This is a genomic window from Hwanghaeella sp. LZ110, from assembly GCF_048892525.1.
Taxonomy (GTDB): Bacteria; Pseudomonadota; Alphaproteobacteria; order UBA8366; family Aestuariispiraceae; genus Pacificispira.
The window spans coordinates 453,002-473,132 of sequence record NZ_JBLZHT010000002.1 but is presented as its reverse complement, the minus strand read 5'-3'; the positions used below and the strand labels follow the sequence as shown (position 1 = coordinate 473,132).

At 54.2% G+C, this 20,131-nt stretch carries 22 protein-coding genes and 1 pseudogene; 10 read left to right on the top strand and 13 right to left on the bottom strand.

The window, feature by feature from the left end:
- Positions 1-35: 35 nt before the first annotated feature.
- The gene (locus ACOSDM_RS05975; RefSeq protein WP_420723580.1) at positions 36-1,319 is read right to left on the bottom strand and encodes an HD domain-containing phosphohydrolase; all 1,284 of its coding nucleotides are present in this window, start codon (positions 1,317-1,319) and stop codon (positions 36-38) included.
- 327 nt (positions 1,320-1,646) lie between these two features.
- On the opposite strand from ACOSDM_RS05975, the gene ACOSDM_RS05970 reads away from it, so the two are divergent.
- Together ACOSDM_RS05970 and ACOSDM_RS05965 are read left to right on the top strand one after the other, a co-directional pair.
- The gene (locus ACOSDM_RS05970) at positions 1,647-2,561 is read left to right on the top strand and encodes a transglutaminase family protein (RefSeq protein ID WP_420723579.1); all 915 of its coding nucleotides are present in this window, start codon (positions 1,647-1,649) and stop codon (positions 2,559-2,561) included.
- 80 nt (positions 2,562-2,641) lie between these two features.
- Entirely contained in the window at positions 2,642-3,418 is a 777-nt protein-coding gene (locus ACOSDM_RS05965; RefSeq protein WP_420723578.1) for a DUF1223 domain-containing protein, read from the top strand.
- Here ACOSDM_RS05965 and ACOSDM_RS05960 read toward each other — a convergent pair.
- Positions 3,412-4,353 carry a methyltransferase domain-containing protein gene (locus tag ACOSDM_RS05960; protein ID WP_420723577.1) on the bottom strand — a complete coding sequence of 314 codons (942 nt, stop codon included), beginning with the start codon at positions 4,351-4,353 and terminating at the stop codon, positions 3,412-3,414. The genes ACOSDM_RS05965 and ACOSDM_RS05960 overlap by 7 nt on opposite strands.
- Before the next feature lie 100 nt (positions 4,354-4,453).
- Here ACOSDM_RS05960 and ACOSDM_RS05955 point away from each other — a divergent pair, with 100 nt between their 5' ends.
- Positions 4,454-6,073, top strand: a complete 1,620-nt coding sequence (locus ACOSDM_RS05955) for a rhodanese-like domain-containing protein (protein ID WP_420723576.1) — start codon at positions 4,454-4,456, stop codon at positions 6,071-6,073.
- Positions 6,063-6,836 carry a double zinc ribbon domain-containing protein gene (locus tag ACOSDM_RS05950; protein ID WP_420723575.1) on the top strand — a complete coding sequence of 258 codons (774 nt, stop codon included), beginning with the start codon at positions 6,063-6,065 and terminating at the stop codon, positions 6,834-6,836. The genes ACOSDM_RS05955 and ACOSDM_RS05950 overlap by 11 nt, the downstream gene beginning before the upstream one ends.
- A 32-nt stretch (positions 6,837-6,868) precedes the next feature.
- Here ACOSDM_RS05950 and ACOSDM_RS05945 read toward each other — a convergent pair whose 3' ends face one another.
- The 4 genes from ACOSDM_RS05945 to gloB are packed head-to-tail and all read right to left on the bottom strand — an operon-like array spanning position 6,869 to position 9,421.
- Positions 6,869-7,540: a ferredoxin gene (locus ACOSDM_RS05945; RefSeq protein ID WP_420723574.1), complete on the bottom strand. Its 672-nt coding sequence runs from the start codon at positions 7,538-7,540 to the stop codon at positions 6,869-6,871.
- Positions 7,537-7,989 carry a cupin domain-containing protein gene (locus ACOSDM_RS05940; protein ID WP_420723573.1) on the bottom strand — a complete coding sequence of 151 codons (453 nt, stop codon included), beginning with the start codon at positions 7,987-7,989 and terminating at the stop codon, positions 7,537-7,539. Before ACOSDM_RS05940 ends, ACOSDM_RS05945 begins: the two co-directional genes overlap by 4 nt.
- 10 nt (positions 7,990-7,999) lie before the next feature.
- A complete protein-coding gene (locus tag ACOSDM_RS05935; RefSeq protein WP_420723572.1) occupies positions 8,000-8,608 on the bottom strand; it encodes a glutathione S-transferase family protein in 609 nt (202 codons plus the stop codon).
- 48 nt (positions 8,609-8,656) lie between these two features.
- Positions 8,657-9,421 (bottom strand): hydroxyacylglutathione hydrolase, encoded by a 765-nt coding sequence (gene gloB / locus ACOSDM_RS05930; protein WP_420723571.1) that lies wholly within the window; start codon positions 9,419-9,421, stop codon positions 8,657-8,659.
- 129 nt (positions 9,422-9,550) lie between these two features.
- Here gloB and ACOSDM_RS05925 point away from each other — a divergent pair, with 129 nt between their 5' ends.
- Entirely contained in the window at positions 9,551-10,294 is a 744-nt protein-coding gene (locus tag ACOSDM_RS05925) for a methyltransferase domain-containing protein (protein ID WP_420723570.1), read from the top strand.
- Between the two features lie 7 nt (positions 10,295-10,301).
- Here ACOSDM_RS05925 and ACOSDM_RS05920 read toward each other — a convergent pair whose 3' ends face one another.
- The 3 genes from ACOSDM_RS05920 to ACOSDM_RS05910 form a co-directional block, all read right to left on the bottom strand.
- The gene (locus tag ACOSDM_RS05920) at positions 10,302-10,796 is read right to left on the bottom strand and encodes a VOC family protein (protein ID WP_420723569.1); all 495 of its coding nucleotides are present in this window, start codon (positions 10,794-10,796) and stop codon (positions 10,302-10,304) included.
- A gap of 51 nt (positions 10,797-10,847) precedes the next feature.
- Complete coding sequence (locus tag ACOSDM_RS05915) at positions 10,848-11,360, bottom strand: PAS domain-containing protein (protein WP_420723568.1); 513 nt, start codon at positions 11,358-11,360, stop codon at positions 10,848-10,850.
- A gap of 80 nt (positions 11,361-11,440) precedes the next feature.
- Positions 11,441-12,223, bottom strand: coding sequence for a hypothetical protein (locus ACOSDM_RS05910; RefSeq protein WP_420723567.1), 783 nt, complete (start codon positions 12,221-12,223; stop codon positions 11,441-11,443).
- A 149-nt stretch (positions 12,224-12,372) separates the two neighbouring features.
- Here ACOSDM_RS05910 and ACOSDM_RS05905 point away from each other — a divergent pair, with 149 nt between their 5' ends.
- Positions 12,373-12,927 (top strand): helix-turn-helix domain-containing protein, encoded by a 555-nt coding sequence (locus ACOSDM_RS05905; RefSeq protein ID WP_420723566.1) that lies wholly within the window; start codon positions 12,373-12,375, stop codon positions 12,925-12,927.
- Positions 12,928-12,934: 7 nt separating this feature from the next.
- Positions 12,935-13,462 carry a GNAT family N-acetyltransferase gene (locus ACOSDM_RS05900; RefSeq protein ID WP_420723565.1) on the top strand — a complete coding sequence of 176 codons (528 nt, stop codon included), beginning with the start codon at positions 12,935-12,937 and terminating at the stop codon, positions 13,460-13,462.
- A 98-nt stretch (positions 13,463-13,560) separates the two neighbouring features.
- Here the strand turns inward: ACOSDM_RS05900 and ACOSDM_RS05895 are convergent, their stop codons facing one another.
- Positions 13,561-14,493, bottom strand: coding sequence for a LysR family transcriptional regulator (locus ACOSDM_RS05895; protein ID WP_420723564.1), 933 nt, complete (start codon positions 14,491-14,493; stop codon positions 13,561-13,563).
- An 86-nt stretch (positions 14,494-14,579) separates the two neighbouring features.
- Here ACOSDM_RS05895 and ACOSDM_RS05890 point away from each other — a divergent pair, with 86 nt between their 5' ends.
- Entirely contained in the window at positions 14,580-15,362 is a 783-nt protein-coding gene (locus ACOSDM_RS05890; protein WP_420723563.1) for an aspartate/glutamate racemase family protein, read from the top strand.
- Between the two features lie 38 nt (positions 15,363-15,400).
- Here the strand turns inward: ACOSDM_RS05890 and ACOSDM_RS05885 are convergent, their stop codons facing one another.
- From ACOSDM_RS05885 to ACOSDM_RS05875, 3 genes and pseudogenes are all read right to left on the bottom strand, one after another.
- Positions 15,401-16,171, bottom strand: a complete 771-nt coding sequence (locus ACOSDM_RS05885; RefSeq protein WP_420723562.1) for a tellurite resistance TerB family protein — start codon at positions 16,169-16,171, stop codon at positions 15,401-15,403.
- 285 nt (positions 16,172-16,456) lie between these two features.
- Complete coding sequence (locus ACOSDM_RS05880) at positions 16,457-17,191, bottom strand: hypothetical protein (protein WP_420723561.1); 735 nt, start codon at positions 17,189-17,191, stop codon at positions 16,457-16,459.
- 165 nt (positions 17,192-17,356) lie between these two features.
- Positions 17,357-17,746 (bottom strand): annotated as a pseudogene (locus ACOSDM_RS05875) (AMP-binding enzyme); the annotation flags it as partial.
- 186 nt (positions 17,747-17,932) lie between these two features.
- Between ACOSDM_RS05875 and ACOSDM_RS05870 the strand changes: the two are divergent.
- Together ACOSDM_RS05870 and ACOSDM_RS05865 are read left to right on the top strand one after the other, a co-directional pair.
- A complete protein-coding gene (locus tag ACOSDM_RS05870; protein ID WP_420723560.1) occupies positions 17,933-18,946 on the top strand; it encodes an integrase in 1,014 nt (337 codons plus the stop codon).
- Positions 18,947-19,045: 99 nt separating this feature from the next.
- On the top strand, positions 19,046-19,849 hold the full coding sequence (locus ACOSDM_RS05865) for a hypothetical protein (RefSeq protein WP_420723559.1): 804 nt from the start codon (positions 19,046-19,048) through the stop codon (positions 19,847-19,849).
- Positions 19,850-20,131 lie beyond the last annotated feature (282 nt).

Below are 20,131 nucleotides of genomic sequence, written 5' to 3'. Positions count from 1 at the left end.
GGCAATCCCGCGCCGAACGCCTGGCCAATCCAGTTTTACTGAACGATAAGCCAGTCAAAATAGCCTTCTTCACCCATCGCAACACAGACTTCCACAACATCTGGATCAAGAAGACGGCCTTTTTCCTCCTTGATGATATCAAGGGCGGTTCTAAGGCCACGACCGGGTCGATAGGGACGGTGGGACGTGATGGATTCCAGGCTATCGGCAACTGCCACAATGCGCGATTCCAATGAGATTTCTGTCCCCACCAGACCATCCGGATACCCACTTCCATCCCATCTTTCGTGATGATGCAGAATGATATCCTGAATAACTGGCGGGAGAATTTCGCCAGCAACGATATCGCAGCCCATGGCGCTGTGGGTTTTGATCAGGTCGTATTCCTGGGGCGTCAACGCACCCGGCTTGCTGAGAATGTCGGAGGGGATATCCAATTTTCCAATATCATGGATACGCGCGCCCAATTCCAAATTTTTTAGCTGGGGACCCTGCATACCCATCTGGCGACCGATTGATACGGCCAGGGTGGCGACGCGGTTTTGATGTTCCGATGTATACGGATCCCGGTGCGATTGCGCCTTGCTCAAGACATTCACGATCTCAAATTCTGCGCGACGCAGATGCGCCTGCATCTGCGCTTCCCTATCGACGATGTCATCTTGGGGGGATACTTTCTGCACTGACCCGACGATGCAGTCGACGCTGCCGTCTTCCATCAGTTCCGGCGTTAACGAGATATCGCCGGTAACATACGATCCGTCGGCACAGACGAATCTGGCTAATGCCTGGCAGGGTTCAATTGGACCATCGTAGAAGATACAGTACAGCGGATCATCGGGCTCACGGCTCTGGGGCGACAGCACAGATTGCAAAGACTGCGTGGCCATATTTTCCGCCGAATAGCCAAGCATTTGGGCAAAACTGGAATTCACCCTCAGAAAATTTCCTTTTATGTCCAGATAGAATAATCCAATTGTCGCCGCCTCAAAGCTGGAACTCAACCGGTTTGCAGCAATACGCAGTGCATCCCCCTCATGACGCAGGGAACAATTTCTGCCGATCCGTTTGGTTATTTCTGACAACAATTTCTGCTCTGCGGGGATAAAGCTGGGATGTGTCTTGTTTGGTGAGGATTCCGCGTAAAAAACGTCCATCCGTCCGATAAGTCTGTCCTTACAATGAATAACGGACGATATCATCCAGGGTGACGGTTTGAAATTGGGGGATAGATAGGTGACGTCGCAACAATCAATGCGTATGCTGGCTTTCTTGGGATGCCGTAAGCCTTTTGGAATCATCGTAACGATTTCGGTCATAATCTCAGAAAATGGCCGCTCACAATCATTCAAGGCTTCAGACACTTCATAAAGACAATTAAGAATCTTTGCATGTTTCAATATAGCTTTTATGGCTGGAGTGTTTTGTTTACCGTCCGTATGAAGGGCAATATCGATCATTCTGACCAAACTGGGATCGATTTTTTGGGGGGATTTTACAACCTGCGTCATCATGGTACCCGTTTAAAAACATGCTTAACTATTCCAAATGGACGTTTGAAGTCTGTCACATAGAAGTTAATAAGACGCTAACACTTTTTCTTCCTCGCAGTGCGGTTGAATTCCTTTATAAACTTGGGAAATATCATGCAAATTTTGACCGTCCATCACCTGACCAGTTATCGATATGACCGACCGGTGCGATTTGGCGAACACGCCCTGATCATGCGCCCCCGCGACAGCCACGACCTGCGCATGATAGAGGCGTCTTTGTCCGTCTATCCGGCATCAGAGTTTCGCTGGACCCATGATGTGTTTGGCAATTCCATCGCGCGTGTTAATTTCCTGGAGGAGGCGGATCATCTGGATATCGAAAGCACAATTAAAATAGAACATTACGGACTGTCCTATCCTGATTTTTCCACTCTTGATTCCTTCGCAACGACACTGCCCTTCCCGTATAAAACGGACGAAATCGCAGATTTGGGGCGCTGCACGGAACGTCATTATCCAGACCCGGATCACAAGCTGACCGAATGGGCGCGGCAATTTCTGGTAAACAGCACGGACCCAACCAGCGCGCCCAATACGGCAGAGACGCTGTTGGCCATGAATCAGGCAATCAGCAATACCTTTACCTATGAAACCCGCGACGCCCATGGCACCCAGACGCCCATGGAGACGATGGAACGGGGCACCGGCACATGTCGCGATTTCGCCCTCTTCTTTATGGAGGCGGTGCGGTCTTTTGGCCTGGGGGCGCGTTTCGTGTCGGGATATCTGTACGACCCTGCCATGGATGCCGCCTTTAAGGACCCGAATCTACCGGAAGGGGCCCATCTGCGCGGTGCCGGTGCGACCCATGCCTGGGTTCAGGTTTATCTGCCTGGCGCCGGATGGGTTGAATATGATCCGACCAATGGCATCGCCGGGGGTGCAAACCTGATCCGTGTGGCAGTGACCCGCGATCCGTCTCAGGCCTTGCCCGTTACAGGGTCGTTCTATGGCCCTGCGGAGGCATTTCAGTCTCTGTCAATTTCCGTCCAGGTTACATCAGGCTGATCCGGTCCGATGCGCGCCATCAACCAGCAGTCACCCAGATGTGATTCGAGCGGATTGCCGTTCCGGCCTATCGTCCTGCCATGACACATGATCGACGCCATTTTCTGAAACGCAGCCTGATTGCCCTGTCCCTTATCACGGCAGGCACTATGGCAGGGTTCAGCAATTCCACTGATGCAGCAGATGCGACACCCTTGGTCGTGGTTGAGTTGTTTACCAGTCAGGGCTGCAGTTCCTGCCCCCCAGCAGAAGCCTTTCTGAAAGACCTGACCAAACGGGATGACGTTCTGGCCCTGGAGTTTCATGTCGATTATTGGGATTATATCGGCTGGAAGGATCCGTTTGCGGACCCGGCCTTTACCGCGCGTCAGCGGCACTACAACACCCTGCTGGGATCGGCCTATAATTATACCCCGCAAATGGTGATCGATGGGACTGCCCATGAAGTCGGATCGCGCCGCAGCGCCGTAGAAGCCAGAATTGAATCGGCTGCCATGAAGCGGCAGATGCGGGAAATGGGGTCAAACCCGCCGCAGATGACCGTAACCCCCACAGCCGGGGGCGGCGCACAGATAACGCTGGATGGGATGCCACAAGACGCGGAATCCTATCAAGTATTGTTGATTGGATTTGATGCCCCGCATGAAACCGAAGTGCTGCGAGGAGAAAACTCCGGCAAAAACCTGGTCAATGCCCGCGTGGTTCGGTCCATTGAAACCCTGTCATCCAACTGGCAGGGAGGCCCGGCAAACCTGACTTTGACACCGGATCAGATGAAGGGGACGGGCGGATGTGCGATCCTTATACAAAGCGCCAAGACAGGCGCAATCGCGGCGGCAACCACACTTGATTACTGATCGGAATGCCCCGGCCCTTTTGGGCGAACCCCATCCCCGGTCGGGATTTCTTCCGTCCCCAATGCATCGGCCAGGCGCGTTGTCGCACTGCCAGGCGACAGGGGCTTGGGCTGTGACGCGGCGGGGCGCCAACCATGCAGGAAAATCACATCAAACCGCGCCGTGATGCGCCCGTCCGGTCCCCCAAACCGTGCCGCATAAAGCTCTGCCGCGCGCATGAAGACACTGCGCCGTGTGCTATGCTTCAGACGCTCCAGAACCGCATTCGCCTCTCCCATCGCGCGCAGATCCGCCATCAGTTGGAAAGGATCGGCATAGCTGACATCAATCCGGTCCATATCCGCAACCGGCAGGGCAAAGCCGGCCCGTTGCAAGAGACCCGCCGCATCCCGCAGATCCACCATAGGGGATATACGCGGCGAGACGCCGCCCATTTCCGCAAGCTCCGCCTCCATAAGGCATTGACGCAGTTCCGTTAAGGTTTCCCCCCCGAAAATCACCCCCTGAAACAATCCATCCGGCTTTAGCGCCCTATTGATCTGAACCAGAGAACCGGGAAGATCATTCACCCAATGCAGCGCCAGACAGGATGTGATCAGATCAAAAGTCTCATCCTGCAGGGGCAGAAGATCCTCATCGGCCACAAAACTGGGATAGCCCCGCCCGGCCCCCTGTGCGGCATAGACCGGGGAGCGATCACACAGCATGATCCGACCGACCCTGCCACTGGTACGCAGCGTGTCGGCAAGCATCCCATCGCGCGACCCCAGGTCCAGGGCAAACTCAAAGGTCCGCGCAACATCCTCCAACCGCTCAACCAATCGATCGGCGATTTCCCGGAACAGAAAATCATGATCCCCTGCCCGCAGTGCCGCACGGTCCCGTCGATGACGCAAAACCGCGCGATCAAAAACTATCTGAGTGTCACCGGACACAATGGCTCACTTTCTCATTCCACAATTGGATCAAAGTCTTTCCCTACCCCGTCGCATGCTTTTACAGTAGGAAAACAGCATTCAAGATAAAGGGTTCCCGGTGTCAGTCAAAACCATCGATGTACACAGTCTTCACGCCGCCTTGTGCCGCGGGCAGGAAATTGCCCTGATCGATCCCAGAGAGCAAGGCTGCTTTGGCGCCCGCCATATCCTGCGTGCGGTCAATATGCCCCGCAGCCGGTTTGAACTTCTCTACCGCCGCATGATCCCCCGCCAGTCCGTACCGATCGTTCTGTGCGATGCAGGCGAAGGATTGGTCACAGGTGTCGCAGACATACTCGCCTTCGCGGGATGGACTGATATTTCCATTCTGGACGGCGGTGTTGATGCGTGGGAAGCGGCAGGATTTCCCCTGTTTTCAGGCGTGAACGTTCCGTCAAAAGCATTCGGAGAATATATCGAGGCGAAATTTGGGACGCCGCATGTTTCCGCTGAAACCCTGAACCAGATGCAGCGATCCGGGGATGATCTGGTCATTCTGGACAGCCGACCTTTCACCGAATTCAATTCCTTATCCATACCGGGGGGAATTGATATGCCGGGCGCGGAACTGGTTCATCGTGTCAAAACCGTCGCGCCCAATCCAACAACGACCATTGTTGTAAATTGCGCCGGGCGAACTCGCTCTATCATTGGCGCACAATCCCTCATCAATGCAGGGATCCCCAATCCGGTTGTGGCGCTGGAGAATGGCACAATGGGATGGATGCTGGCCGGGCTGGAATGCGCCCGTGGCAACACGAACCTGGCCCCTGAACCAGATGCGGCAGGGAATGATTGGGCACGGTCCGCCGCGCACAAAGTAGGGGCACATTTCGGTGTAGAAAGGCTGGATTGGGATGCGATCAACGCATGGCGCACAGAAGTCGATCGTACAACCTATCTGTTGGATGTACGCACGATAGAGGAATTTGAGGCAGGGCATATACCCGGTTCCCATCATGCGCCGGGCGGGCAACTGGTCCAGGCAACGGATGAATATGTTGGCATTCTGAACAGCCGCCTTGTGCTGATTGACGACACCGAAACCCGCGCCCTTATGACGGCCGCCTGGCTGCGCCAGATGGGCTGGCAGGATGTCACCGTTTTGAAAGGAGGGATTGGGTCTCGTGGCACGGAAACAGGGTCCATTGAGGAATCTGTATTCGAATTGGGCCTGATGCCGGTTTCCGAGATCGCCGCTCAGGATGCGATGAAACTGACGGATGCCGTTATGATTGATTTTTCGTCCAGTCTGAGCCATCGCAAGGGGCATCCGCAGGGGGCCCGATTTGCCATCCGCGCCAGAGCCATGGAGGATTTGAAATCCGTCTTGTGCAGCCGATTGCTGGTATTCACCGCCCGGGACCCCCGCATCGCAACTTTGGCCGCACAGGATATGATGCGCGCCGGCGTCCATCGAGTCCGTGTTCTGACCGGGGGCACAATTGCCTGGGAACAAGCGGGCGGCCCGATGGGTTCGGGCATTGAGGATGCTTTTTCAGCAGAAGATGATGTCTTACATAAACCCTATGAAATTACCGTCGATAAGACAGCCATGCAACGCTACATCGATTGGGAACTTGCCCTGGTTCCTCAAGTACGGCGGGAAGGCACGTTGACATTCCCCGATTTCCCAATCCCTTCCGGCGCAATCGCCACAGGCCAAAATGCGGATTGAAACCTTCCCCGGTGTCGCAACCGCCCTGCCTGCGCAAATACTGCATGCCGCATTGAATTTCGTATTGCCGCCCCGTTGCGCAAGCTGCGGGGTTCAAACCGGTTCGACCGGCGGGTTGTGCACGGAATGTTGGACTCAGGCGCGCTTTATCGCCGCGCCGCAATGCTGCCAATGCGGCTATCCATTTGAACTTGATTTCGGCGTTGGTGTTCGCTGTGGTGCGTGCCTGTCACGTCCCCCCTATTTTGACCGGGCCCGCGCTGCTGTCGCTTATGACGACCGGATCGCCCAGATCGTTATTGCCTTCAAACATGGGGATCGAACTGATCTTGCCCCAGGATTGGCCGCATGGATGCGTCGGGCAGGTGGCGAATTGTTGCAGGAGGCAGATATAATCGCCACGGTACCATTGCACCGCCGTCGACTCTTTTCGCGGCGCTATAATCAATCCAGCCTTCTGGGACAGCCCTTGGCCCGTGCGGCTGGCATTCCGTTTATTGGCGATCTGGTCATTCGCCAGCGGGAAACGGACTCTCAAGGTCATCTGTCCCCGTCCGCCCGTCGTCGCAATGTCGAAGGTGCTTTTCGTGTTGCCGCCCAACATAAGGACACGCTGAAAGATAAACGTGTCCTGTTGATCGATGATGTTCTGACCACCGGGGCCACCGTGAATGCAATCGCCAGACGGTTGAAACGGGAGGGGGCACGCACCGTGGATGTCCTGACCTTAACGCGGGTTGTACGGGAAACCAGCGTTTCGTAACTGTACGCGTACGGAATATTCGATCCGTTGATTTAACGATTCTTCTCTGCGTGGCGGGCGTTCTGGAATGCCGTCATGTGAAATTCCGCCTGGCCGGGCGCATATAACGCCTCACTGGCAATGGGACAGGCCCGTCGGGCCCGGCACCCTTTTTCCAGACAATCCGTCCCTTCTGGCGTATCAATATGCGCTGCACAACGGGCAACATCATAGCCGCTGGTCGAAAATGCCCTGACGGGACATGTCGTCAGGCAGGGCTGATCACCACAGGTATCGCAGGGATTGCCCGCCACCATGCGTGCCGGGACGGGTATCGCATCATGCAGACAGATTGCGGCACGATAGGCATGCCACAATCCATAATGCGGATGAATCAGCATGCCAATCGGGGAGGGAAAAACACTGTCAGCCTTTTGCGCCCATTTCTGAAAGGGGAAATAGGGGGGGCCGTCCGATGGATACACCGCCCATCCGGAGGCAGAGGCTGCGATGCGGTTCACCTCCCGCCGGGTCCAGGCATCCAGTGGATTGGGTTCTGAGCGACGCCCGGCCTGAAAATGCGCCCAGAATTCCGGACCCGCATTACCAACAAGGATAACCGTTCGGCAAGTCGGCGGCGCGTCATCTTCTGTTTGGGGATGAAACCCGCCCCGGGCCAGCAACCCAACCTTCAACAGGCGCTCCGCCAGCAGGGCATAGGTCACGATTCACCCTTTCCAGACGAGCCTGGACGCCAGTCAGGCGGGGCCATTTCAAAGCTTCCAAACTGAAAGGCCGGGGCAACGGTGCATCCGACCAATGTCCAATGTCCCAGACTTTCCGCAGTTTGCCAGTGATTGGCGGGCACAACGACCTGCGGACGCTGTCCCACCAACAAATCCGGTCCCAGTCGATGCGCAATGACATCCTGACCATTTGGTGAAATCGTCAGGGCGAGCGGCCCACCTGCATACCAATGCCAGACCTCATCCGCATCGGTGACGCGGTGCCAGGCGGAACAGTCTCCGGCTTCCAGCAGGTAATAGATTGCGGTGGAATACCCCCTCTCTCCGTCCGGGGTGGTATGGCGATAGGTTTCACTATACCAACCGCCTTCCGGGTGACGGGATAATCCCAGTTTCGCAATGATATCCTGCGCCGTCAGTTCCGCCATGACCGCCCTGTCAGCCTTTCGGGATGGTCGATTGCATGGAGGGGCGCTGCATCAGCGTATCGTACCAGTCGACCAATGCCGGACCATGATGCCGCCAGGCCGCTTCAGGGATCCGCAAATCAAGATAGCCAAGCGCTGTGCCGACCGAAATCATCCCCAGGTTCAAATCCCCCTGCAGCGTGTCGATTTCCTTATCCAACAGAACACAGCTCTTCTGGATCGCCGCCCATTGGCGATCAATATACCAATCCTTGGGCAGCGGCGTATCCAGCTTGCCATCGCGCATTACCTGGCTGCGCAGGTTCAACGCTGCATCGGTCATGCCCTGACCAATGGCATGCAGGCGCAGAACCTGATCGCGCATTTTGCCGGCTTCCGGAATAAGGCGCGGTCCGGTCCCGATCCGGTCCAGGTGATCACAGATTACGAAACTGTCGAACAGACCCGTTCCATCCTCCAGCACCAGACAGGGGATCTTGTTTAGGGGATTGATCTCACGGAATTCCATCTCATAGACATTGATCCGGTCAATCTCAATCTGATCCCCAAGACCCTTTTCCTGTACAACAACTGCACATTTCCGGGCATAAGGGGAGGCATCACTGTAAAATAACTTCATGTAAGCATCCTTTAGATAGGTCCTGTCAGGGACACTGTGTTGCAAAACCTAGAAATGATCCTTTCGGGACCGCACCTCTGCGAAAACCTCTTCGGCGGATGCGCTCCCCAGACCAAGATTGCGGGCCAGGACCGGATCATCGGCCCGAAGGAAGGGGTTGGTGTGCTTTTCGATCCCCAGGATAGAGGGGACCGTCGGCTTGCCCCGGGCCCGGGTCGCGTCAATTTCCTCTGCCCGGGCAATCAATGCGGCATTGTCGCCATCCACCGACAGCGCAAACTTCGCATTGGCCTGAGTATATTCATGGGCGCAATAAACCCGCGTTTCATCAGGCAGAGCCTTCAGCTTGCCAAGGCTTTTCCACATCTGGGCGGGCGTGCCTTCAAACAGGCGCCCACAGCCCAGGGCAAACAAGGTATCCCCACAAAACAGCGCATCATCCGCCGCAAACCAATAGGCGATATGCCCCCGTGTATGACCCGGCACGTCGAACACCGTTGCCTCTGCCTGTCCAAAGGTATAGCGGTCCCCGTCCCCAACTTGGGTCTGAATGCCGGGGATGCGATCCTTGTCTGCCCGCGGACCAACGATGTGACAGCCGGTCGCAGCCTGAATTTCCAGATTGCCGCCGACATGATCCCCATGGTGATGGGTGTTTAGAATATGTGTGATGGTCCACCCCAAACGCCGTGCTTCCGCCAGCACGGGCGCAGCAACAGCAGGGTCGACAACAGCGGTGGCACCGGATTGGGTTTCCCGAACCAGATAGACGTAGTTATCATTCAAAACCGGTATTTGGCGGATATCCAGCATTCATCCTCTCTTCCTGATCTTCCTATTTCAGATAGAGTTTCATGGCCCCGATGGGAAGGCAAGAGCCGGTGATATCTTAGAATTTATTGATGGCTGCCCCTGGCTACACAAACTGATATAGTGACCACCATGTGGAGCGACGTCGTTGATTTTAACCAATTCTATCGCAGCCGCCTGGGCAAGGCGGCGCGGGGGATCGTGCAAGCTGAAATCCGGGCGCACTGGCCCGATGTAAAGGGGATGAGCGTTGTTGGACTGGGCTATGCCACCCCGTATTTGAAACAATTTGACGGCGAAGCATCCCGCCTGTTGGCTATTATGCCCGCCCATCAGGGTGTCACCCATTGGCCACGCGGCAAACCCAATCGCGTCGCCCTGGCGGAAGAGACCTCCCTGCCCTTCGATGATATGTCGATAGATCGATTGCTGCTGGTACATGCTGTTGAAAACAGTGAGCATCTGCGCGCAATGATGCGGGAATGCTGGCGCGTTCTGTCTGGACAAGGCCATTTATTGGCCGTTGTCCCGTCGCGTCGCGGAATATGGTCCCGCACAGAGCGCACCCCGTTTGGTCATGGAAAACCCTATAGCAAGGCACAGATGGAACGCTTGCTGGCCGATACTTTGTTTGAACCGATTTCAATCACCCGGGCCCTGTATATGCCGCCCAGCGATTGGAACCCGATCCTGAAGGCCGGTCCTAGCTTTGAGAAGGTCGGGCGTCGCTGGGCACCAAGGCTGGGCGGGGCTCTTTTTGTAGAGGCGCATAAGCAGGTCTATGCCGCAACGCCCGCCCATCGAGTGCCGTTCCGGCGTCGATTAATGCCCGTACCGGCCATTGCTGCCCCCTCAGCCTCCCGCCAGGAAGGTTAGAACAATATTATTCCGAAACTGCGGCCGGTTTTGTCGCCTGCCAGTTTGACAGAACGCCACGCGCGTCCTGCTTGCCCTTGGACAGGATGGCGCCAGCCTGTTGCGTTGGCGCGGTCAGTTCAATGACATAGCCATTGGGATCGCGAAAATAGATGGATTCTATGAAACCATGATCCGCGATGCCGCGCGTCTCCCGCCCCTGGGCCTTTCCCAATTCGAACATCTCAAGCAATGTCTGACGATCAACCAGCAAGGCGATATGCAGGTCGAAGTCATGCTGATCCTTGAAATCAAAGGGGGAGGAAGGAACCTCGAAAAACGCCAGGCACGACCCGTCCTGCATTTGATAAAAACTGTGCAGAACCCTTGTTTCCCGTCCGGTTTTCGTCTGAACAATTTCAAACGCATGAACCAATGGCAGCCCCAGAAAGCCTTCATAGAACATGCGCGTCTCTTCTGAATCGCGACATCGATATGCGTTGTGATGCAGCCCGTGTATCATCGCCTTCTCCCCTTTCCGATGCGTGCTTGTCCACATCTTGTGACCGGTATCCTACCTTTTCACCGGTCGCATCGCACGCAAATCATCCGGATTGAAATGCATCACGGATCCATAAACCTCCAGGGCCAGGCATTGAAAGACCTCTTTATTGGGGACCTGAAGCGGAAACATTCCAAATTCTTCCTGCACAAGGATTTCACTGCCATCTGCAATGGGAATACCCGTTTGCCCGTAAACTGGCGACCCGGTCTCTATCATCAGAGCATAGGCCTGTTCCCACACCCCGGGTTCCTGAGAGGCCGGGCTCATTTCGTGCAGCCAACGCCCCGTGAAATCAAACCGGGACATTTCGACAACTTTTGTGCCGACCAATCGATAATAGACCTGATGCGTTTTGCGATTGATTTCGCTGATCACGATGTTGGGCAGATAGCGCGTGAGCTCCCAGGGTACGATAGAGTCCCGCAATGGCCAGTCTGTGCCCTGTTTTCGTGCAGTCCAATAGTGCAAAACTGCATGAATCTTCTCAGATACAACGAAACTGGGATCATTGGACAATGACAAGAGTACACTCCTGATCGTAGTCTATTCAGCACGCCTTTCCGACAGGAAGTACGGCACGGGCACATTTACCTGAAACTGGTTTATTCTTCATTAACACGCCAATTGGCAAAGATCGTTAAGTTTTCATATTCCAGGAATGTCCCTGGCTTGACTTGTCCCAGGGAATAATAACGACCATCCGTAAAGAGTGACAGATAGGTCGATGCAACATTGTTGAAAATCAATTCAGTGATAGGACCGGGATTTGCCCCCAGGGGATAGCCGTCTTTAGACAGGGTTTCCGTCATGCGTCTTTCATCCAGAATCTCGGAGGGAAAGAATTCGATTTTCGTTTGAAATTGGACAAGATTTTGATCCGGCCAATAATACGGCATCTCAACAGGGCTCGATTGCCGCGACCCATCCTTCTTTTCCACAACGGCGCGAAAGCAACCGCCCCGTCGAATAGCCTCGACCAGAACGGCAACATCATCGCCACGCTTAAAGTCCCAGATTTCGTGCATATCAGCGCAAAACTTAAAGTCATAGACAGTATAGTCCGTCGCACTGGAGATATTCCCATGCAAGGATTCGACGCCGGCCAGTGCCGTGTTCAGATCATAACTGCTCAATACCCCATAGATGCCATAAGAGGTATAAAAGAACCCTGCCTGTTGCACCAATCCACCCCCATGGGTGTGGGTCACATGCTGCTTCTGGGTGATCCCAACCAGTGTCTGGTCGCGCTGAAAAACATGGGGAAGCTGAAAGTTTTCCTCATAGACCCTGTCTTCAGTCAGGGTTTCGTTGGACGAATCCGGGACCAGATACAGCGCGACGCTCTCACCATTGGAGATATCAAATTCAGGGGGGTGATGCGTCATTATCCCTACTTTCGTTGAACATTCTTAATTGTATCGTGATTCCGGTAACTCACACAATCCGAGGCCTATTTGCTGAATTTCATGCTGTACAAATATGACAGTATACATAATTCTCATTTCTGGAATAATTTCTCTTTTGTGGAAAATCAGTGACAACACCTCTTTCGAACCGATTAGCGGATCATTTAAAGAAACTGCGCCTGGATCGGGAATGGTCCCTGGATCAATTAGCGACACGTTGCGGCGTCAGCCGGGCCACCTTGTCGCGGGTTGAAAATGCTGAGGTCAGCCCGACCGCAGAGGTACTTGGCAAGCTGTGTACTGCCTTTGCCTTACCCCTATCGCGCCTTCTTGCCCAGGTTGAGGAGACTTTCACGCCCCTGTGCCGCCGGGGGGATCAACCCGTCTGGACGGAGGGAATGATCGGCTATGAACGGCGCGTGATCTCTCCTGCCGCACCACCGCTTAGGGCCGAAATCGTGGAATGCACACTGCGCGCCGATACGGAAATCGCCTATGCCGCCCCGCCTGTGCCAGGGCTGGAACACCATCTTTTGCTGCAAAAAGGCGTTTTGGATATCTGGATCGACGACGATCCGTATCACCTGACCCCCGGGGATTGCCTGCGTTATCACCTATTTGGTGCCAGCCGCTTCAAAACACCCAGAAACACCGGTGCAACTTACTTGCTCGTCCTATTGTGAGGATACGATGACCCCCATCACCATTGCCACAGTCAGTAACGAGGATCTGGACGACAGCCTGGACGGTCTGGCTGAGGTGCTGCATGCAACCGTCCTGGCAGGGGGCAGCGTTAATTTCATCCTGCCCTTCTCCATGACAGACAGCCGTCAGTTCTGGCAGCATAAAATGTTCCCCATCATCCGTTCCGGGGGGCGGCTGTTGCTGATCGCCACAATGCAGGGGCGGATTGTCGGCACGGGGCAATTGCTGTTGGACATGCCCCCGAACCAGGTCCATCGCTGCGAAATCTCAAAGCTTCTGGTGCATCCGGAATTCCGGAAACGCGGCATCGCGCGTCGCCTGATGACCGATCTGGAAGGCCACGCCACCCGATTGGGACGCCGTCTGATCACCCTGGACACCCGCACAGGCGACGCCGCAGAACCGCTATATCTCAGCCTGGATTACAAAATAGCCGGCACCATCCCCAATTTCTGCCGCGCCACAGACAGCGACCGAATGGATGCGACAACCTATATGTATAAAGATATCTGACATAGGTCTTACCTGCGTAGCGGATTTGATATTCTCAAAGCACCATGTTTTTTGGACCGGGGCTGTTTTCACCACAATCGCGGTGCAAAACGAACCGATTATGTCTGGCTACTGGAGAAAATCCGTGTTCGGCTCCGCAAGCCTATCAGTAACTCATTTTGGAATTCTGTCGGGTGCTGAATTTCGCTTGTGACACTACCAAGCGTCCGGACGAATGTGCGATCTCTGAGCGGGATTGCGACAATACCAGGAAGGGTGCAGGCCTGTGCGGCACCCTCAGGCACCACCGCCACGCCCAGATTCTGCCGTATCATCTGAAACCCGGTCACCAATTGCCGCACTTCGGCAATTGTGTTGGGCTCCACACCACTTCGCTGTGAGAGGACCGTAAGCCAGTCATGCGACGTAGTGCCAGAGGGAAAGCGGATCATCGGTTGCGCCAGGATTTCTTCATCGGTCAGATCAACATTGGTCGCCAGCGGGTTTTCTTCCGACATGACGACACAGGCGAAATCCTGATGCAGTGCCTCAAATTTTAAACCCGGCGAAGCGATGAAGACGCTGGTGATCGCAAAGTCGATATCACCCTGGCGCACCAGGTCCAGGCTCTCCTCATTATCGATTTCAGAAATGTCCAGGATGTGCTTGGGGAACCTGGCCCGCATCGCCTGAAATGTCGGTGCAATGAAAAGTGCGGCGAAAGACGCAGGGCTGGCGATACGCAGGATTTGTTCTGTCCCCTGACCCAGGGAGGCCAACTGGTCCAGTATCGCCCCATTGCTTGATAACAATCGTCGAAAGGCGGGCAGCAACGCCGCCCCGCCAGATGAAAGGCGCAGCCCTTGCGTGTCGCGCACCATCAATGTCGTTTCAAGCTGCGCCTCCAATTGTTGGACATGTTGCGAAATGGCCGGTTGGGTCAAGCCAAGCGCCTTCGCAGCCAGAGAAAATGAGCGGAATTCTGCTACGGCCAACAGGCTGCGCACCCGCCGTACAGAAATTTCTTCGCGCCTTGACCCATCTATAAGCATTCTTCGCCTGCCATAACAAAACGTTATTTTTCGATAATTATATAATGGATTAATAAGAAACCCCGCAAGAACGAAAGGAACCAAGAATGCCGTCCCATGACCCCGCCCTCACTAAAATCTATGCCCGCAGAAACCACAGCTGTTATGGCATGGGGCTGGGGATTATCATTCTGGATGATGTCTATCCTGGATTTCCGGGCGATGTCCGCAATGCCAGCGCCCATGGCTATCCAATCCAATATGAAATCGCCGAAGGGGTGGATATCAAGAAGCTGGTCCGGGGGGAGCATAAGGGCGACCTGTTAGCGCCGGTCCTGGCCGCCGCGCGAAAGCTGGAACGCATGGGCTGTCGCGCTATTGCGGCAGAATGCGGATATTTCGCCTGGTTCCAGCAAGAAATTGCCAATGCAGTATCGGTGCCGGTCTTTGCATCCAGCCTGTTACAGGTGCCCCTGGCCCAGACATTGATTGGCGCAAACAAGGTGGTCGGACTTCTGGTCGCCGAAGGGGACCATTTACAGGATCGGCACTTAACGTCGGTCGGTATTCGCCTGCAGTCGAATTATGTCGTTCATGGCGCAAAGGATGATGGCAAATGCCCACAGTTCGACAGTCTGTGGACGAAAGACCTGCGGCCGGAAACACCGACAGCAGAATATCAGAAGGCCGAACTGGACATTGTTGCCGTCGCAAAGAACTTCGCCACCAGCCATCCCTCCATGGGGGCAATGGTTCTGGAATGTACAGGCTTTCAACCCTTTGCCCGCGCGATTCAAAGAGAGATCGACATGCCGGTATTCAGTTGGTCAACATTGCTGGACTATGCCTATTCCATTGCCGTCCATCGTGATTTCTATGGGCATGTGTAACGCGGGTCACCCTGACAGAAAATGTGCCTGATACCGGGTCAGGACATGCCCGCATCCTTGGCCGCCACCGCATGGTCTTGCAATTGCTTGATCAGCGGTCCAGGCAGGCGCAGGGCATCGCCCAAGCGTTCCATATAGCGGCTTTCCTCCGGCGTATCGATGTCAATGGCAAGGGCAGAGGCCAGATACAATTCCGCCGCCTGTGGCTCATCCTGGGCCAGTCGCGCGATGGCGATAGGGTCACTGTCTTGACCCAACTGATCGAACAGGAAGCTCTTTTCATCCGTGCCCAGGGCTGCGGCATCGATCTGTTCACGGATGCGGCTATTCTCAACATCGTCAATATGCTGGTCGGCCTTGGCGGCACTGATCATCGCCTGGATCAAGGCCAGACGCATGTCATTCCCCTGTGCATCCCTGCTGTGGGCGGGATCAAAGCCGCTGTCCGAAGGGAGGGCCGGGATATCATGCATATCAGCCGGCCTGTTGGATTGATTGGCCTTGTAATTCTGCCAGGCCTTGAACGCCAGGCCACCGACGACGGCCATGCCACCATAGGTCAGAACCGTGCCGCCGACCTTGCGGGCCTTTTTGCTGCCCAGCATCAGGGCGACCAGCCCCCCCGCTGCCGCACCACCCGCCAGCCCGCCTGGAAAGCTTTTCAATGCCCCGCCAATCTGCTGGCTCATCTGCTGACCCATCGGCTGGCCCGCCTGTTGACCCGCCTGCTGACCCGCCTGCTGACCCATCGACGGCGTATTGGATGCGCCCGATCCCAGAAAACTTTCGACCAATTTATTGATATCCATAAGTCCGCACGTCTTCCTGATAATTTTCCCAAAATTCTCCGTTTCTGAGATGGGGTCAGAAAGCCCAAAATCAATCGCAAATCGGGAGATATCCCTGCAATCTATAGGCGCGTTCAATGGAGGAATGAAAGATTTCTCGGTATGACTGAGCCGTGACTGAACAAACGGGGCAGCCGGTTCCATGAGAACCGCGTGACGGCGACCCCCTCCTCACAAGTCACCATCATTCAATACTACAATAGTATAGAACGTTATTTTTTATATTACATCTAAAATAAAATATTTTTACTTGTCTTTTGATGGCGCATACTTCGAAATTTTGTATGGAAGAGAAACTTTACTTCGGATTGCATCATCTGAATAGACATAACCAATTCCACGCCGTTGCGGGCTTCCAAGATTATCACCACTTCCGGCCTTTGTATTCCACCAGAAGTAAAACCAATTTGCTGAATCTCCTCCTTTTACATCTCCGTTCTTTGGGTGGGCATGCTCACTGAGCCACAAGCTGTATTTGCCGTCATCAAGTTTTTGAGCCGCATCTTTCGCGTCTTGAAGCCGATTAAAAAATCGCAAGAATCTTGGAGAGTCGGTTTCCGACTGGCGGTCTATTTCCAGGCAAAAGCGCCCATACCTAGGTAATTCTCCAGGCAATCTTTCGCGAAACGCTAGATACACAAAATACTCATGTTCGTTTTTCTCTGCAGACTTTCCGCCAAAGCTAGCAATGGTTCTTTCATAAACTGAGTAAGATCCCGCCTTGCGACTTGCATGTTTTCTCAAATCTTCTCTTGTAAGTTCTTGTAGCGCAGCTTCTATTTGATGTGCCTTCTTTGCTGAAAATCCTTCTGCCAAGACAACAAGATGTGGCATTAAAATTGAGCGATAAGCGCTTCGACGCGCCTTTAGGTTCATCGTAATCCCAATTGTAAAAGAACAAACCCTAGGCGCCTCAAGGATTAATTCGACTGTATCCCAACAGCGATCAACCATCTTTTGTGTAGATTTATCCAGTGCCATATCTTTGTTACTTTAGTTCCATAGGGTCATCGCAAAATAGACCCAACGACCAGTAAATCCTATTAATAAATTCACAACATAGAATCAAACACCCGGACAAAAAGGGCGGCACCCATCGGCACCGCCCTTTCAGTATCGCCACATGTGCGGCACACCCTAAACCGCTTACTTCCGGTTCTGGCGATTGTCGATCAGGCTGTCGACGACGCCGGGATCGGCCAGGGTGGAGGTGTCGCCCAGATTGGAGAAATCGTCTTCGGCGATTTTGCGCAGGATACGGCGCATGATTTTGCCGGATCTGGTCTTGGGCAGGCCTGGTGCCCATTGCAGCCAATCGGGGCTGGCGATCGGGCCGATATCCTTGCGGACCCAGGCGACCAGTTCTTTCTTCAACTCATCACTGGGTTCTTCCCCACTGTTCAGGGTGACATAGGCATAGATGCCCTGACCCTTCACATCATGGGGTGCGCCGACCACGGCGGCCTCTGCGACCTTGGAATGGGCGACCAGAGAGCTTTCGACCTCTGCCGTGCCCATGCGTCCCCCTAACCGATTGAAATTGCCTCTGGACCAGCGGGAAACCCTTGGCCCTCAAGGCTCTCTATACGCGCTTCCAGGCGCCCCTGAGAGCCGTTAGCGCTCTGCGGCACACTCGGGCCGCAACACCGCCGGAAACCTCCTTGGCGGCCCTCTACCGGCGTCCTATCAACATCATAGTTGATTTGATCGAAGGAGGCGAGAATGGCGACGATACGAAGGCTCAGAGGACGCTGGCAAGCACAGGTGCGACGCCGTGGTCTGCCACCCCGGGCGAAGTCTTTTGATCTTAAGTCTGATGCGGAGCGTTGGGCGAGAAACCTCGAATCTCAACTCGATAGAGGGGCCTTTGGGATCGATACGCGCAAAGCAGAGCAAACGACCGTCCGGGAGCTTTTGGCACGTTACAAGGCAGAGATAACGCCGCAGAAGCGGGGGGCCATTCCAGAGGCGGTCAAGATCAATGGAATGATGAAAAGCGATATTGCTCACTACACGCTGGCAACGCTGACGAGCGAGGTAGTCGCGCAGTATCGCGACATGAGGCTCCTCACTGTAACGCCCGGAACAATCAATCGAGACTTGAGCATTCTCTCCCATGCCATTGAGATAGCACGCCGGGAGTGGGGCATTCACGTCTTGGAGAACCCCGTTCGGCAGATACGGCGCCCAAGCGCCGCGAAGGGGCGTCAGAGGCGTTTGGAGGGGAATGAGGAGGCTTTGCTGCTAGAAGCCGCCAGAGCCTCACGCAATCGCTATATAGAGCTATTGATAATCTTCGCGATAGAGACTGGCATGCGACGCGGGGAAATGCTCTCCCTGCGCTGGTCTTCGATCAATACCGAGTGTCGCTATGCGCATCTTGATATTACCAAGAATGGCGACCCGCGTGACGTGCCTCTTTCTCGTCGCGCGTTAGCAGTGCTTCAAAGTGTGAAAGAACTTCAAAGGTCAAAAGAGTTCGACAAAGACACAAATGACTCTTTTGTTTTTGATCTCACAAGGAATGCAGCACGCAAGGCATGGGTTCGCACAGTGGAACGCGCCGGAATTGAAGGGCTGACCTTTCATGATCTTCGACATGAAGCAACCAGTCGCATGTTTGAACGGGGCCTCGATGCAATGGAGGTGTCTTCCATCTCCGGACATCGTTCGTTCAAGATGCTCCGGCGCTATACCCATCTTCGGGCCGAGGGGTTGGCTGAGCGGCTTGGATAAAAATTCTCGAATTTAGAAAGATGCCTCTTTAACTGAACAGACACGATGCCTTTATTGTCTTTATGATAACGCTTAAAGATCAAAAAAAGTAAGCAGAACATGAAAGAGATCACGCCAATTTTAAAAGCAAAACCACCGAAAAAGTATCACTTAAGCAGCCCGAAACGACGTGGGTCTATCCGTCGAAACCTCGCGGCTATCAACGGTTTTGCATGTGCAGTTCGACTCGGAGAATGGTCATCTACAGTATATAAGAGCAACAAGCCCTTCCCCCTCTTTTATACAGACACCCGCTTCTACAATAGCTACCAAGCACGCTACGCAAATGAGCAGCCAACAGCATGGGAGACATTAGGACATTATGAGCAAATGCTGGTGTTCGCTTACGGCATCATAACGCTACCCGGCCCAAGGAACTGGTGGCTGTTTACCAGTCACCTTGATGAACTAAAGCTTGATAGGTTGCGCGATGAGGAATCGCCACCGACTTTTTTAGGGAATGAATTGCGCAGAACTTTCCAGCGTCGTGGCTTAGAAGTTGACTATGTGATTAAGCTCGAGAAAGACCTCCGCCATCACAAACCTCACGTTCATGGGCTCATTCGTGTTCAAAGCGATGATCGGGATTTCGTTCGAAAATCTCTGAATGTGGCTATGGGAGAATGGGTCGATCAAAAAGGTAAATCCTTTCAGACTGATGTTCGCAACAATGGCGGGAAGAGAGCTGCATGGGCACGCTATATGACCAAATACCCAGCCACCACACGTCGCTTCTTGGCGGAGGAAGATATCCAGACCCGACAGGTGATTTCCGCATCCAATGCAGTCAGAACCCACTCTCGGGCGCTCTGGGATGAGGTTCATAAGTTCGCGAAGCTTGAGGCGAGACGGAAATCAGCCTGAAAAGAATTTTGAACTGAACATGCGGCGGCTGATTTGCCGGGAGAGATTGTTCGCATTTCAACGATTTGCATTTTAAGCGTCTCAGGGCTTCATCGATGATTTATGCGCGCCCTAAAGCGAAATCGAACCCAAAGCGCCTCTGTGAGCTTTCACGGCGCTTATAGACACATGCTAAACCCCAGCATTTCCCGCAGCACGCAATCAACCTTCCAGATGCCAATCGCTATTCTCTTGCGGCTCTTGGAGACAGACAGAGATGGCATCAGGAATTAGCACAATATT